14 protein-coding genes and 2 tRNA genes are annotated in these 15,128 nt (G+C 50.0%); 12 read left to right on the top strand and 4 right to left on the bottom strand.

The genetic code is table 11. The annotated features are described in order from the left end of the window. A complete protein-coding gene (locus tag NBZ79_RS12705) occupies positions 1–642 on the top strand; it encodes a cytochrome P460 family protein (RefSeq protein ID WP_251932844.1) in 642 nt (213 codons plus the stop codon). On the opposite strand, the gene NBZ79_RS12700 is transcribed toward NBZ79_RS12705, so the two are convergent. Then, complete coding sequence (locus NBZ79_RS12700; protein ID WP_251932843.1) at positions 643–2,469, bottom strand: PHA/PHB synthase family protein; 1,827 nt, start codon at positions 2,467–2,469, stop codon at positions 643–645. Between the two features lie 244 nt (positions 2,470–2,713). Here NBZ79_RS12700 and NBZ79_RS12695 point away from each other — a divergent pair, with 244 nt between their 5' ends. The 8 genes from NBZ79_RS12695 (at position 2,714) to NBZ79_RS12660 (ending at position 11,571) form a co-directional block, all read left to right on the top strand. Beyond that, positions 2,714–3,838, top strand: a complete 1,125-nt coding sequence (locus tag NBZ79_RS12695) for an OmpA family protein (protein WP_251932842.1) — start codon at positions 2,714–2,716, stop codon at positions 3,836–3,838. Positions 3,839–3,939: 101 nt separating this feature from the next. Further along, positions 3,940–5,148 (top strand): LL-diaminopimelate aminotransferase, encoded by a 1,209-nt coding sequence (locus NBZ79_RS12690; protein WP_251932841.1) that lies wholly within the window; start codon positions 3,940–3,942, stop codon positions 5,146–5,148. 2 nt (positions 5,149–5,150) lie between these two features. Continuing rightward, positions 5,151–6,443 (top strand): homoserine dehydrogenase, encoded by a 1,293-nt coding sequence (locus tag NBZ79_RS12685; protein WP_251932840.1) that lies wholly within the window; start codon positions 5,151–5,153, stop codon positions 6,441–6,443. Positions 6,444–6,494: 51 nt separating this feature from the next. Further along, positions 6,495–7,454: a class II fructose-bisphosphatase gene (glpX, locus tag NBZ79_RS12680; protein ID WP_251932839.1), complete on the top strand. Its 960-nt coding sequence runs from the start codon at positions 6,495–6,497 to the stop codon at positions 7,452–7,454. Between the two features lie 12 nt (positions 7,455–7,466). After that, positions 7,467–9,248, top strand: a complete 1,782-nt coding sequence (recJ, locus tag NBZ79_RS12675) for a single-stranded-DNA-specific exonuclease RecJ (RefSeq protein ID WP_251932838.1) — start codon at positions 7,467–7,469, stop codon at positions 9,246–9,248. Between the two features lie 106 nt (positions 9,249–9,354). After that, positions 9,355–9,429, top strand: a tRNA-Glu gene (locus NBZ79_RS12670). 109 nt (positions 9,430–9,538) lie between these two features. Then, positions 9,539–9,841: a hypothetical protein gene (locus NBZ79_RS12665; protein ID WP_251932837.1), complete on the top strand. Its 303-nt coding sequence runs from the start codon at positions 9,539–9,541 to the stop codon at positions 9,839–9,841. Positions 9,842–9,945: 104 nt separating this feature from the next. Further along, the gene (locus NBZ79_RS12660; protein ID WP_251932836.1) at positions 9,946–11,571 is read left to right on the top strand and encodes a GMC family oxidoreductase; all 1,626 of its coding nucleotides are present in this window, start codon (positions 9,946–9,948) and stop codon (positions 11,569–11,571) included. A gap of 28 nt (positions 11,572–11,599) precedes the next feature. Here the strand turns inward: NBZ79_RS12660 and NBZ79_RS12655 are convergent, their stop codons facing one another. Further along, a complete protein-coding gene (locus tag NBZ79_RS12655; protein WP_251932835.1) occupies positions 11,600–12,874 on the bottom strand; it encodes a pentapeptide repeat-containing protein in 1,275 nt (424 codons plus the stop codon). Positions 12,875–13,055: 181 nt separating this feature from the next. Between NBZ79_RS12655 and NBZ79_RS12650 the strand changes: the two genes are divergently transcribed. Further along, positions 13,056–13,313, top strand: coding sequence for a hypothetical protein (locus tag NBZ79_RS12650; RefSeq protein WP_251932834.1), 258 nt, complete (start codon positions 13,056–13,058; stop codon positions 13,311–13,313). Between the two features lie 15 nt (positions 13,314–13,328). Here NBZ79_RS12650 and NBZ79_RS12645 read toward each other — a convergent pair whose 3' ends face one another. After that, positions 13,329–13,664 carry a PilZ domain-containing protein gene (locus tag NBZ79_RS12645; RefSeq protein WP_251932833.1) on the bottom strand — a complete coding sequence of 112 codons (336 nt, stop codon included), beginning with the start codon at positions 13,662–13,664 and terminating at the stop codon, positions 13,329–13,331. 211 nt (positions 13,665–13,875) lie between these two features. Between NBZ79_RS12645 and NBZ79_RS12640 the strand changes: the two genes are divergently transcribed. Next, complete coding sequence (locus NBZ79_RS12640) at positions 13,876–14,133, top strand: hypothetical protein (RefSeq protein WP_251932832.1); 258 nt, start codon at positions 13,876–13,878, stop codon at positions 14,131–14,133. A gap of 150 nt (positions 14,134–14,283) precedes the next feature. Then, on the top strand, positions 14,284–14,994 hold the full coding sequence (locus NBZ79_RS12635; protein ID WP_251932831.1) for a hypothetical protein: 711 nt from the start codon (positions 14,284–14,286) through the stop codon (positions 14,992–14,994). A gap of 51 nt (positions 14,995–15,045) precedes the next feature. Here NBZ79_RS12635 and NBZ79_RS12630 read toward each other — a convergent pair. Beyond that, positions 15,046–15,119 (bottom strand) — tRNA-Gln (locus tag NBZ79_RS12630). Positions 15,120–15,128 lie beyond the last annotated feature (9 nt).

Genomic DNA, 15,128 nt, shown 5'->3' with positions numbered 1-15,128 from the left:
ATGTACGCGTCTGCTCGAATTTCACTGAAAAAAATAACAGCTTCTATTATCGTTACTGCCGGTATCCTGGTTGTTTTCCCCGTATATGCTCAACAAGATACTGACATAAAACCAATTGGACATATTGAACTTTCCAATCCGGCGGATCTGACCAAGCAACAGGCAGAACAAATCTACCTTTCTGTCCTTCCCGACATCAAAGCCATCTTTGCCATGTCGGATATTGGTACCGCAGCTAAATATACCAGTTGGAAACGCTACAATAATGCGCCGTACATATCTGCGACCCACGGGGCCCGATATGTGGATAATTATGCCAATGAAATAGCGAAGGATTATGGGCAGCTCAAGCCGGGCGAAACCTATCCTATTGGCTCCATACTGGCGAAAGATAGTTTTTCAGTGACGTCAGATAGAAGTATTTTCCCGGGGGCATTGTTTCTGATGGAGAAAATGGGCGAAGGGTTTAACAAACCCAGCGGCAATTGGAAATATACAATGGTGCTGCCCGATGGCAGTGTTTTTGGCACGACAAATGGGGAAAACAGCGAAAATGTTGAGTTTTGTATAGGATGCCACGCTGCAAAAGCAGCGCTTGACCACATTTTCTTCGTTCCAAAAGGCTATGGCAAGGACCCGTGATCAGCTCTCTTTATGCTTACCTTCTTTTGCGCGAACCTTGACGTAACTTCCAGGCGCATCCTCTATGGCTTTCAGCTTACCCTTGGATGGATCTCGAGCTGCTACTTTAGGGCCTGATTTCTTGCTTAGCCATTTGTCCCAATAAGGCCACCAGGACCCCGGATGCTCTTCGGCATCAGCCAGCCATTCTTCACCCGTTTCATAATTTTTCTTCTTGGTGTTGGTCCAATGGTTGTACTTCTTGGCATCAGGGTGATTGATTACCCCGGCAATATGACCAGATCCTGCCAGCATGAATTCCGCCGGGCCGCCAAATAGCTTGGTGTCCTTGAACACCGACTTAAAGGGCGCAATATGATCTTCCTTGCTGGCCTGAACGAAAATCGGAATTGTTACCTTGGTTAAATCAACCGGGTGACCGCCGAGAGTTAGGGCGCCCGGTTTTTGCAGCAAATTTTTCTGGTACATATTACGCAGGTAAAAACTGTGCATTTTCGGCGGCATATTCGTTGTATCAGAATTCCAATACAAAAGATCAAACGGGAAAGGTGACTTACCAAGCATGTAATTGTTAATCACAAAAGACCAGATAAGGTCATTGGAACGGAGCATATTGAAAGTAGAAGCCATGTCCTTGCCTTCGAGAAATCCGGCTTCCTCCATTTTGCGTTCGATCATCTGGATTTGTTCTTCATCGGTAAAGACAAGAAGGTCACCCGCGTCTTCAAAATCGAGCTGGGTCGCGAAAAAAGTACAAGCCGTTATCCGGGTTTCACCTACGGCAGCAAGATAGGACAGGGTTGTGGCCATTAACGTCCCGCCGATGCAATAGCCGATTGCCGTCACTTCCTTTTCACCAAGGGTTGCCTCAATGGCATCCAGTGCGGCCAGAATTCCTTCGGACATATAGCTTTCGAACGTCTTGTCAGTGTGACGTTCATCCGGATTGACCCAGGAGATAACAAAAACCGTGTACCCTTTTTCGACACACCATTTGATAAAGGAATTTTCCTGCTTCAGGTCGAGAATGTAGAATTTATTGATCCAGGGCGGTGTTATAAGAAGCGGCTTTTTATAGACTTTTGCAGTTGCCGGTGAAAACTGCAGTAATTGCATCAAGTCGTTTTCGAAGACGACCTTGCCCGGACTGACGGCAATGTTTTTACCGACCTCAAAGGCGCTGTCATCTGTCATTTTCGGGCTGATTTGCCCTTTGCCTCTTTTCAGGTCATCCAGCATGTTTTCCAGACCATGCACGAGATTGTCGCCCTTGGTTTCCACGGTCTTTTTCAAGACATCCGGGTTAGACCAGAAGAAATTGGTCGGGGACAGGGCATCCGTATAAACCTTGGTGTAAAAATCGACCTTTTTCTTTGTGTGGTCATCCAGGCCTTCAACATCTGCAACCGTGTCCTGCACCCAGTTAGAGGTGAGAAGATAGGATTGTTTGATATAGTCGAATATCTGGTTTTTGTTCCATTCATCAGACTTGAAGCGCTTATCCCCGGCTTCCGGTGTGATCATTGGATCCGCTTCCTGACCGCTGGCCCGCATCGCCGCGTTCTGCCAAAGATCAAGATAGTTTTTCCAGAGGGTTGTTTGCGCCTCCAGTATCTTCGCTGGATCCGCCATCATTTTGGCGGTCATGTCCATGAAGGCTTTACCTATATTTAAAGGGTCCGGATCGACATCCTTTGTTTTCTGGCTATTCAGGAATTCAGTAACAATTTCCTGGCTCTGCACCGCGATCTTGGCGAAATTCTCCGCAAACTCTTTGGAATCTTCGAGAATTTCCTGGTTGTTTTCCTGCGGGTCATTTTTCTGCACAATGGCACCTGTTCTGTTACTCGTGGTCGAAAGGCCGTTGCCGGTTTTCCAGTTCGAATTCGCGTAGCTGGATCTAAAAGAAGCCAGCTCTTCGCTTACGGTTGTTGTTCTTACGAGAAATCATTGCGAATTTGCCCTTCATATGCTTTATGATATCTTTGAATTTACTTAAGTTAAATCAAAAAGTTGTCTATTTCAAAATAGGGACTATGTGATTACAGAATATCTTACAGCGGGCGTTGAGATGGACGAACTTGTTACGATACCGGTGAAACCTAATTCCAGATTTCTGAAGAGGGCTGCCGGACTTCTTTTTGTGGCCAGCTTTTTAACTGTTGCGGGGTGTTCAACCGATGGCGAGGAAGAATCTGCGGAATATCCAACTCTAAGCACCGTTCCAAGTGATTCAGGGGCGGCAACAGCGGTCGCGGAAGCACAGGAAATTCAAGAAGGGTTACGGGCAGATCGCGAAAATGCTCGGTATACTGATGAAGCCTTGCGGGCAGATACGTCGCTGGGAACCCCTTTGCAGACACCTGAACCAAAGGAAGAAGTCGATGTCGCAGTTGAAGAGACAAAGATAGAAGTCGTCGCACCGCAAGAAACAACCACGGTGACGGAAACAGTGACGACTGTGACGGAAGAGCCCACCGCAGAGGGGGCGGCTATCGCTGCCACAGCCGCGACAGCAGCCACTGTCGCCAGCACGTCGGAAAGTTCTGACGAAGAAACAACACCTGTCTCGAGCGCGGAAAACTCCGAACCCGCGGTCGTTGCGACATCTCAAACACCGTCTCCTGTGGCGACCACTATCGTAAGCAGTCAGGGTGTTGAACGGGTATTTGAGGAGCAACTGGCCGCGTCTTCCGCAACATCCGTCGTCGGGGCTGAAAATTCAAAGTTCGACAATGCCTCTACCGCAGATCAATCCTCGTCTGAGTCGTCCGCTGTCGCATTGCAAAATCCTGTGGAAGATGGGGGCCGGACAATCACCAATTATGCGGCCTCTGATGGTACGACGCCGGTTGAAATTATTTTCTTCCAGCAAGGTTCAAATCGGATCGGGCGTAATGACAAACAAAAGCTTAGAAAAATTGCCGAAACGCAACTGCGATCAGGCGGTGTGCTCAAGGTTGTTGGACATGCCTCCAGCAGAACCAGAGAGTTACCCTTGGATGAGCATATGCTCGTAAATTTGAATGCGTCCCAGCGACGTGCAACAGCCGTTGCCCAGACATTCCTGGATCTTGGTGTTGCCGGGGATAATATGATTGTTGAATCCGTCAGTGACTCGGTTCCTTTATCGGTCGAAGCAATGCCGAGCGAAGAGGCAAAAAACCGTAGAGTTGAAATCTTTCTTCTAAATTAACCCAACATCGTTTAAATAGCCGCTTAGGAAAGCCCGATATATGTTTTAGCTCCGCATTGGAGGTAAACCGTACGGGCATAGAATTACACAGGATGAGGCAGATGGATCCAGAATTCCACCGCATAAAACGCTTACCACCTTATGTTTTCGAAGAAGTAAATCGAATGAAGGCACAGGCGCGCGCGGCAGGTGAGGATATCATTGATCTTGGAATGGGAAATCCTGATTCGCCAACGCCCCAACATATTGTTGATAAACTCATTGAAACCGTCCAGGACGGCCGGACTCACAGATATTCCACCAGTCGAGGCATCCCCGGGTTGCGCCGCGCGAATGCGGCTTATTATAAACGCCGATTTGACGTGGAGATTGATCCTGAAACGGAAACGATCGCTACCCTGGGTTCAAAAGAAGGACTGGCAAACCTTGCCATGGCAATCACGACACCGGGTGATGTCATACTATCGCCAAACCCCAGTTATCCGATCCATCCCTATGGATTTATCATTGCGGGGGCCGTGGTTCGTCATTTTGAAATAGGTCCTGGAATAGATTTTTTTGCCGCCCTGGAACGCGCCGTCAAACATTGTATTCCGTCGCCGACTTGCCTGATCCTCAATTTTCCGTCCAATCCGACTGCCATCACGGTGGATCTCGACTTTTATGTGGAAGTTGTCGCCTTCGCAAAAAAACATGGCATGTATATCCTGTCGGATCTTGCCTATGCAGAAATCTATTTTGGCGACATTAAGCCACCCTCCATCCTGCAAGTTGACGGCGCCCGAGATATTGCTGTCGAGTTCACATCGCTCAGTAAAACATACTCCATGCCGGGATGGCGGATGGGCTTTGCAACGGGCAACAGCCGCCTTGTAGGCGCGCTGGCGCGCATTAAATCCTACCTGGATTATGGGGCCTTTACACCCATCCAAGTGGCGGCAACAGCCGCCTTGAACGGTCCTCAGGATTGTGTTGAAGAAGCCCGAAATTTGTATCGGCATCGACGTGATATTCTTATTTCCGGATTTGCCGCCGCGGGCTGGGATATTCCATCGCCGGATGCAACGATGTTTGCCTGGGCGCCCATTCCCGAGCCCTTCAAGGAACTTGGGAGCCTGGAATTTTCCAAGTTACTGTTGCAAGAGGCACAAGTTGCTGTTGCGCCAGGTCTTGGTTTTGGCGAGCATGGGGATGGCTTCGTGCGGGTGGCGATGGTGGAAAACGAACAGCGCATTCGGCAGGCAAGCCGCAATGTAAAGAAATTCATGGCCAATGCGGACGCGCTGCTGGCCCAACGTAAGGCATCCTGAAAGTGACGAATAAAATTAAAATCGGTGTAGCGGGCCTTGGGACCGTTGGTGCGGGTGTATTGAAAATTATCAATGCACATGGTGAATTACTTCAGGCACGAACAGGAACACGGCTGGAAGTTACGGCGGTTTCCGGCCGTGATCGTAACAAAGACCGCGGTGTGCCGATTGAAGGTCTGGCCTGGTATGACAACGCAGCGGATATGGCAAAAGATCCGGATGTTGATGTGGTTTTGGAGTTGATTGGCGGGAGCGACGGCGTCGCAAAGGATCTGTGTGTTTCCGCCCTAACTTTAGGAAAGCATGTTGTTACGGCAAACAAAGCCCTTTTAGCGATCCACGGGACCGAGCTTGCAGAACTCGCGGAAAAACATGGCGTATCTTTGGCCTATGAAGCTGCGGTGGCTGGCGGTATCCCAATCGTCAAGGCGTTGCGTGAAGGACTGGCCGGAAACGCCATTAGCCGCGTGTACGGTATTCTTAACGGCACCTGCAATTACATTTTGACGGAAATGGAAGAGACCGGCGGCGAGTTTGACAATATCCTGCAAGATGCACAAAAGCTTGGCTATGCGGAGGCGGACCCCAGTTTCGATGTTGATGGCGTTGATACCGCCCATAAGCTGGCAATTTTAACGAGCCTTGCATTTGGCACACCCGTGGATTTCAATAGTGTCTATATAGAAGGTATTCGGGATGTGACGGCAGCTGATATTGCCGCAGCTCAGGAGTTTGGGTATCGCATTAAACTTCTTGGTGTTTCGCGGCGGACTGACAAAGGCATCGAGCAACGTGTACATCCATGCATGGTTCGGACGGATACAGCGATTGCAAATGTTTCTGGCGTTTTCAATGCCGTGGTTGCCGATGGCGATTTTGTCGATAGCACCGTGTATGTGGGGCGAGGCGCCGGCGAGGGGCCAACTGCCTCGGCCGTTGTTGCGGACATCGTTGATATTGCCATTGGCCGCCATAGCGCCACGTTCGGTATACCAGTCGAGGAAATGTCCCCTCTGCCCATGGCTTCCATCGAGAGCCATGTTGGCTGTTATTACGTCTGTCTCACCGTTTATGACAGACCGGGTGTAATAGCTGATGTCTCTGCGGTTTTCAGGGATGAAAATATTTCCATTGAAAGTTTGCTGCAGCGTGGTCGATCAGAGAGCGAAGCGGTTTCCGTTATTCTCGTTACCCATGAGGCGCAGGAGGCGTCGGTTGTCCGGGCCTTGTCTAAAATAGAAAAATTTGCGCATAGTGTAGCAACACCGCGCATGATCAGAATTGTATCGCTTTAAATTTCGTGTCTCGATATCGAGATATGATCTTAATGTTATGAAAGAGAAAATATGACTAAAGGACCTTCAACAGATAGAAATTTAACGCTGGAAGTCGTGCGTGTGACAGAAGCTGCAGCAAGAGCCGCCTGCAATCTTGTTGGCATGGGAGATGAAAAAGCGGCGGATCAGGCAGCAGTGGATGCCATGCGTTCCGCACTCAATAAACTGGATATTGATGGCACGATCGTTATCGGTGAAGGCGAACGCGATGAAGCGCCCATGTTGTATATCGGTGAAAAAGTCGGGACCGGAAAAGGACCGAAAATTGATATCGCCCTGGATCCGTTGGAAGGAACGACATTGACCGCCAAAGGAGGGCCAAATGCGTTGGCTGTTATTGCCTTTGCTGAATCAGGTAATTTCCTGAACGCGCCAGATACATATATGGAAAAAATAGCTGTGGGTGGCGGCTATCCGGAGGGCATTATTGACCTTGATAAATCTGCTGGTGATAATTTGCGGGCAATCGCCGACGCCAAGGGAGTGCCGGTTAACCAGACCATGGCCTGTGTCCTTGACCGGCCACGGCACGGCGAAATTATTTCGGAAATTCGCAAAACCGGGGCTCGTATTCAGCTGATTTCCGATGGTGATGTGGCTGGCGTGATGGCAACTGCAAACCCGGATACGGGAATTGACATGTATGTTGGGACCGGCGGGGCGCCGGAAGGTGTTCTCGCAGCGGCGGCGCTTCGTTGTATTGGCGGGCAAATGCAGGGTCGTCTTGTATTTCGAAATGATGACGAGCGTGCCCGGGCAGCCAAATGGGGTATCGAAGACCTTCACCGTACTTATAATTTGGAGGAACTGGCGGCTGGCAATGTGATTTTTGCGGCAACCGGGGTAACGGACGGATCCATGTTGCGGGGCGTTCGCCAGCGGGGGGACCGGGTTTATACCGAGACACTGGTCATGCGCTCCTATTCAGGAACAGTTCGGAATATTCAAGGCGATCATGCGGTCCGCTAGTATCTTTTAGAAATGACGGAATCGCCTGCCTTTTTGAACGTTGAAAAATCCCTGAAAGACAGGCGTTGGCGCCTGCGGTCGGAAAATGAAAGACTGGGCCTTGCCATCGCGCAACGGCTCGACGTCCCCGAGATCGTCGGGCGGGTCATGGCAGGACGGGAGGTATCACTGGAAGATGCCGAGCAGTACCTGTCCCCGACATTGCGGCAGTTGCTTCCCGATCCGTCTATATTTTGCGATATGGATATTGCGGCGTCACGGATTGCGACGGCGGTGCAATCAGGCGAGAAAGTGGCTGTATTCGGAGATTATGATGTTGATGGCGCGACGTCTTCAGGGTTGCTGAAGCGTTTTTTCAACGCCCTTCATCATCCGCTCGAGATTTATATTCCCGATCGCATTAAGGAAGGGTACGGGCCTAATCTTGAGGCCATGAATAGTTTGAAGAAAAAGGGGATAGAACTCGTTGTCACAGTTGACTGCGGTATCGTCTCCTTCGAGGTTCTGGCCCACGCCAGGGAGATCGGGCTTGAGGTTATTGTTGTCGATCACCATCAAGCGGAAACACGGCTACCGGATGCCGTCGCCGTGGTTAATCCGAAACGACATGATGAAAGTCAGGAATTTACCTATTTGGCAGCGGTCGGGGTAACATTTCTATTAATCATTGCTGTAAATCGTACCCTGCGACAGGCGGGTTGGTATTCTGATCAGCGCCCTGAACCGGACCCGCGTCATTGGCTGGATCTGGTTGCTCTGGGTACTGTCTGTGACGTCGTTCCGTTAAAGGGCCTTAACCGTGCCTTCGTGGCGCAGGGTTTGAAAGTCATGGCGCGCCGTGGCAACCCCGGATTATCCGCCCTTGCAGATGTGTCCGGCTTGGATGAGGCACCAGGGACGTATCATGCGGGGTTTCTTCTGGGACCACGGGTGAATGCCGGCGGTCGCGTCGGCAAGCCGGAATATGGTCCGCAATTACTCTCCAGTGACGACCCGGACCAGTGCCGGACATTGGCGCGCCATTTGGACGGTTACAATCAGGAACGAAAATCCATTGAAGCGCAGGTCCAGCAGGAAGCCATGGACCTGGTGGAAAAAAGCGGGCTTGGGAATGATTCGGTTATTATCGTGGCGGGAGAAGGTTGGCATCCAGGCGTCATCGGAATTGTTGCCAGTCGCATAAAGGATGCTTATCAGCGTCCGGCTGTTGTCATCGCCCTTGATAACAACGAAGGCAAGGGATCCGGAAGATCCATTCCGGGAGTGGATATGGGAGCCGCAATTGGTGCCGCCCGCCATTCTGAGCTGATTGTTGCCGGAGGTGGACATGCCATGGCTGCCGGTTTGACGATTGATCGCGACAGAATTGAGGGTTTTCGAGATTTTCTGATCAATCGATTAGCCGGTGATGTCACCGAAGCCTCGAAAACAGCGAGCCTGGGCCTGGATGGTGCTTTATCTGTAGAAGGGGCGACGACAGATCTGATCACGTTGCTGGAACAGGCCGGCCCGTATGGTGCCGGTAATCCGGAGCCAAGATTCGCATTGACCAATGTGCGGCTGGTCCAGGCCAGTATTGTCGGTGAGAATCACGTTCGCTGTATCATGACTGGTCGAGGCGGTCAGGGGCGTCTTGCGGGCATCAGCTTTCGGTCCCTTGAAACACCGCTTGGGGATACGCTGCTGGCCCATCAAGGCGCCAGTTTTCACATCGCAGGGCATTTACGCAAAAACACCTGGCGAGGTTCCACAACGGCGCAATTGATGATCGAGGATGCGGTTCGGCTCTCTTGAAAAATCCCTTGTAGCGCCCGAAAAAACAAAAAAATCCAAATGCGCGGATTTTTTACTTGATATATCGCGAGAAGATCGGTAAATCCTGCCTCCAGCGACATCTTGTGTCCCCTTCGTCTATCGGTTAGGACGCCAGGTTTTCATCCTGGAAAGAGGAGTTCGATTCTCCTAGGGGATACCATCTCTCAATTCAGTACGTATAATTGAGACATTTGTCGCTTTCACGCCTATATCTATATAAAGCAGGCTGTTTAGAACGGCCCGGTAATTCAAAAGGTAGGATATCGATTATGGATCTACGTCTGTGTTTTGAACATAAAGCGGGTGTAAATATCGATGAAGACGATGTTTTTCGCCACTACGCCGAAAATTATCTCAATGGATTTGATGTGAAATGGGGTGGATCAATCAGTGTGCCTCATATGGATACGAAAACCGGCCCCATGGAGCCTTTGTGGCAGTATATTATCCATGATGCCAGCGACGCGTGCCGGGATTACCTCAAGGAATATTTGACGAGAAATCCCATGGCAGGTTACTTCGTGCATGTGTATGAGACAGAACCGGGGCTTCGCGACCAAAAGATCAATTAATAACGGCAGTGTCTTTCAACAGGGAATACTTGTCTCGAACAGATGTCTATCGCATATTGGACCGCTTAGGCTGTTAAATAATTTCAGTAAAGCAGGATCAATCCATGGAAACAAAAGATCGAAAAGATCTGGGACTGTTCGATTACATCATTGTTGGGGCGGGCTCTGCCGGATGCGTCCTTGCCAACCGGCTCTCCGCCAATCCAGCTCATAAGGTTCTCCTGCTTGAGGCAGGTGACAACGACAATTACCACTGGATCCATATCCCCATCGGCTATTTGTACTGCATGGGGAATCCCCGTACTGACTGGATGATGAAGACGGAGGCAGACAAGGGCCTGAATGGGCGTCAGCTCAGCTATCCCAGAGGTAAAGTTCTAGGAGGTTGTTCTTCGATTAATGGCATGATCTATATGCGGGGGCAGGCGCGGGACTACGATCAGTGGCGACAGCTGGGAAATGATGGTTGGAGTTGGGACGACGTCCTGCCGTATTTTATGCGCTCTGAGGACTATCATGCCGGTGCGTCGGACACCCATGGCGCCGGCGGTGAATGGCGCGTTGAAAAACAGCGTATTTCATGGGAGATTCTGGATGCCTTTCAAGAGGCCGCCGAGGAAATCGGAATTCCGAAAACCAATGATTTTAATACCGGCACAAATGAGGGGTCCGGGTATTTTGAAGTAAACCAGCGAAAAGGAATTCGGTGGAATACGGCAAAGGCTTTTTTGAAACCCGCTGGTCATCGTCCAAATCTACATGTTTTGACGAAAGCGGAAACCGAATCTCTTATGTTGGAAGGGAAAGAGGTGACAGGGATTGCCTTCACCCATAAGGGCATACGGTCGAAGGCGACGGTAAAAAGGGAGGTATTGCTTGCCGCCGGGGCTGTCAATTCGCCAAAAATTCTTGAGCTGTCCGGAATTGGACGACCGGAGGTCCTCTCAAAATTCGGCATTGAAACCCGCCATGCTATGTCGGGTGTTGGCGAGAACTTACAAGATCATTTGCAAATTCGGACGATCTTTCAGGTCAGCAATGCAGAGACGTTAAACCAGAAAGCCAATAGCTTGATCGGGAAGGCTAAAATGGGGCTGGAATATTTGATGTTTCGGTCCGGGCCTTTGTCCATGGCGCCAAGCCAGCTTGGAATTTTTGCAAAAAGCGACCCCCGACTGGAAACTCCGGACCTTGAGTACCATGTTCAGCCCCTTAGTACCGATAAACTGGGAGAACCGCTGCATTCCTATCCGGCCGTCACGGCATCAGTTTGCAATTTACGCCCGGAAAGTCGCGGAAGTATTCATATCGCTTCGGCGGATATGGCGGTGCAACCTTCCATCCAGCCAAATTACCTGTCCACATCCATGGATCAGAAAATTGCCGCTAAATCCATTCAGTTGACACGACAATTGCTGGCGGCACCCGCCGTGCAAAAATATCAGCCCGAGGAGCTTTTGCCGGGGCCTCATATCCAGTCGGAGGAGGATCTGGTGCGCGAAGCAGGCAATATTGCGACAACAATTTTCCACCCCGTTGGGACCTGTAAAATGGGAGAGGATAATATGGCCGTAGTCGACAAACGACTGCGTGTTCATGGATTGAAAGGGCTGCGTGTCGTTGATGCATCCATCATGCCGACGATTACCTCCGGGAACACAAATTCACCGGTGATCATGATCGCCGAAAAGGCAGCCGAGATGATATTGGAGGATAATGGCGCTGGCTGACTGTCGTTGCTGGAAGCAGGCTGAGCAGTTACGCACTGACTTTCTGGTCGAACTTCGCATCTTCCATATCTGCGTTCTCAAAAATCGCATCTGAAATATCCGCGCCAACAAAATTCGCATCGATCAGGTTTGCATCACTCATGTCCGTGGCCGTCAGGGTCGCTCCGGACAGATCTGCCGCTGAAAGGTTTGCGGGCCATTTTTTGTCCAGCGGCTCCCCGCGTGGGCCCTTGAGGTCAACAGCCGTCAGTTTGGCTCCCGCAAGATTTGCGTTTTTCAAGTTTGAGCGTGAAAGATTGACGCCTTCCATAACGGCGCCCGATAAATCGGCATTCTCCATGAGGCATTGCGACATGTCGGTCATGACGGTCTGCGTGCCGCTTAAATTGGTACCACTGAGGTTGGCACCGCGGATCGTTGCACCGCTGAGCGCACTCCCGCTTAAATCCATATTGGACAGATCCATTCCAGACAAATCGGCACGTTCGCCTTTCAAGCCATTCGTCTCGACCCATAAAAAATGTGTTTTCAACAGGGATTGTAGATTCGGCGGGAGAGGCGTCGCGTCTATTTTCTGAGGAGCAGAGACTTCAGCAGCGCTGGATTTGGAGAAATCCACCCCTTCAACTTTTGCGCCCGTCAAATCAGTGTTTTCAAAGTTACATCCATCTACATTTGCGCCGCTTAAATCCGCATTGCTCAGGTTTGCACCAGACAAATCCGAATTTTCCAAATTGCATCCAGCCATATCCGAGCCGGTTAAGCCGGCATTTGTCAGGACTGAATTGCTGAGATCAGCCCCGCGCAGCTGCGAATAGGAAAAATTGGCATTACTGAGAGTTGCGCCGGAAAGATTGGCACCATTTAAATTGGCTTTTTCAGCGATCACGCCTGACATCTCAGAATCACTCAAGTCCGAAGAGGGAAATGTAATTGTTTCGCCGCCAGAGAGGATGAGGGATCCGCCTCTGAAATCCGCTTCCTGTAAATTGGCCCCGTTTAGCCGCGCTCCTTTTAATTCGGCGCCTCGTAAATCGGCGCGAATGAGCAGGCTGTTGGTCAAGTCCGCCTTGGTCAGATCTGCAGCATATAAATCAGCGGAAATTAAATTGGCGTTTCTGAAAATGGAGCGGGACAGCTTGCAACCGGACAAGCAGGATTTCTGCATCTTCGCACCTTCAAAATTGGCCCCTGTAAAATCTTCATGCTTGAAGTGGGCTTTGGCCCCCTTTTTCGGGTTTTGCAACCACTTTGCATGCTCGGCCAACATATCCATTATGTCCTGTGGCGTCATCGACGTCATTTCAGCTTTCTCCATCGTCTTCCAGTCTAATTCAAGGAAGTAAGACTAGATTAACGAATTAATCAGATACTTTAGTAATATTTACTCAGCGATGTAACTATAGATAAACAAGGTTAACAGTTAGTTGAAGTTTGCGCTCTAACAAATGCCAGTAGAGTAAAGCAACCGGGGAAATGAAAAGATGTTTACGATTACGCAGGCTCAAGTTGACGCTCTTGAAACTTGGGTTGAAAACCGCAAAGAGGCCTATGTCCGGATGGGATTTCACCTGGCCGCAAAAGCCGGTGCGACGCAATTGGTGGATTATGCCATTGATGGTGGATTGAAATCCGAGGATTTGCAGAAATCAATTTTCAAACTCAAAGAAGAACTTGAGCTCGCGGAAATGTTCCATAAAGACGCACGCACCATGCTGAATGCAGGCCGTCAGGGAGGATAGTTTAACGCTGACCTGTCAGTTGGCTGTTGCTTGTTCCAACCGCTTTTTCGAGACAATTTTTGTCACCTGCCTGATAAAAGCCTGTTCTTTTTCCTCTGACATCTCGAATTTTACGCCAATCCCATCCCGCATTTGCCGCACAACACGGGCGGGGATGATACCAAAATTCTCGACATTAACGGATATCCGGCTCTGGTCCGCAAGGCGCACATCCAGACTGATGCCGGCACCACCTGCAGAAATGTTCAGAACTTTAGCCTGATATTGATCCCCTTCATGCGAAACAGTCGTCATATTTGAAACGAGAACCCGCCGATGAGCGCGTCTATTTATTGTGTGAAGGTCTGGCATGATAGCTCCAAATTGCCTGCTCGAGCCAGAGGGGTAATCCCGGCTACCGAATGTCAAATTTTATGATGCCGGAAAATAATTAATAAGAAGTTGTAAATACCGATTATTTGCGGATTAGCGACAAGCTAGATTGTTAATTAATAATTTACCCTGCGGCCTTAAACTTTACGCTGCATCCCAAAATTGGGAAAAAGTGATGAGGAGCATCCCTATGCGACAGGCTGAACATGCCACTATCGTTAGCGATCTGAAATCGGAAATTCTGGCTGTCGGAAGTCCGGACAAAGCAACCGTAGGTGAACGTGCCAATGCAGCAAATCTGGCGGCGCTTGATATGCTGATAGAGGGAACCGATCTTTCTTCGGGCAAGAAAACCATGTTGGCGGAAGCACAAACTTTGCGTGACCTTTCCCGGGAAGTGCGTGAAATGACCCAGGTAATTGATGACTTAAGTTGCCGGACTGACTAGGTATTTGTGGCTTTTCCGAGGTAATATTGTGCGTGGGTCACAAAGGATGTTGTCATCCACAGTAGGCTAGCGTATGACCGCCTTTTGAATGGCACCGGAACAACTCGGTTTTTCCGGTGCTTGAATTTTCGGTAGACCGAAAGTGGGGCAATGGATTTTCTTAAAGACAAGGCGCGGTTGATTATAAGCCGGCTGCTGCAGGGCATTCGCCAGTCAAGCAAAGCGCAACGAATTGAAGCTTTGGCGCCTTTTGCCGTTGCGGCCTTGTTTACTGCTGTGGCCATCAGCTTGAATGTCTTTCTTTTTGAAGCGCCAACCAATCAGATCATTTTGGACTGTTTTCGTGTCTTCAGTATTCTCGCTGTCTTCTTTGCCGGGATAACCTGGATAACATCCCCGTTGGTTGAGCTGCTTTTGTCGCGATATCAGGAGAAAAGGGCGATAGATGTATTATGGGTGGGTCTGTATCTTCCGCAGGCCTTCATAACGTTGGTTATATTATATTCACAGCTTACCGGGTCCGTTACCATTACGGGTCTTTCTGCCGCACTCATTACCTGGGCCATGCTCAGCTTGATATTGACGCCGTTCTCGATCGTCCTGTCATTCCTGGCCTGGTCGTTTCTGCCGAAAGAACTTCCGGATCTCCCGCGGTTTAAAAAACCAAGCTTCCCATCGCGCCTAAGCTTACCGACAGCAGCAACACCAAAAGCAGAAGTTCTCAAACCAATTCCCGATACGCTCGAGGCTGATCCTCTCCCAAAAGCGAAAAACGAAAACCGGGAGCCTGAAATCGTCGATATGGGCAGCCGCCTAAACCGCGTTGGACAATCCCGGGGATCGACAAAGCGGGTTTCGTGACTTCGCCAGGGGTTTGCAGCAAGAATAATAATCCATATCCGTGAACTGATATGGCTGGGGAACCTGGACTCGAACCAGGATTGACGGAGTCAGAGTCCGCTGTCCTACCATTAGACGATTCCCCATCCGGATTG

The organism is Sneathiella marina (genome assembly GCF_023746535.1).
GTDB classification, from domain to species: domain Bacteria; phylum Pseudomonadota; class Alphaproteobacteria; order Sneathiellales; family Sneathiellaceae; genus Sneathiella; species Sneathiella marina.
The sequence above is the reverse complement of the archived record's forward strand: the minus strand, read 5'-3'. Positions and strand labels throughout refer to the sequence as shown.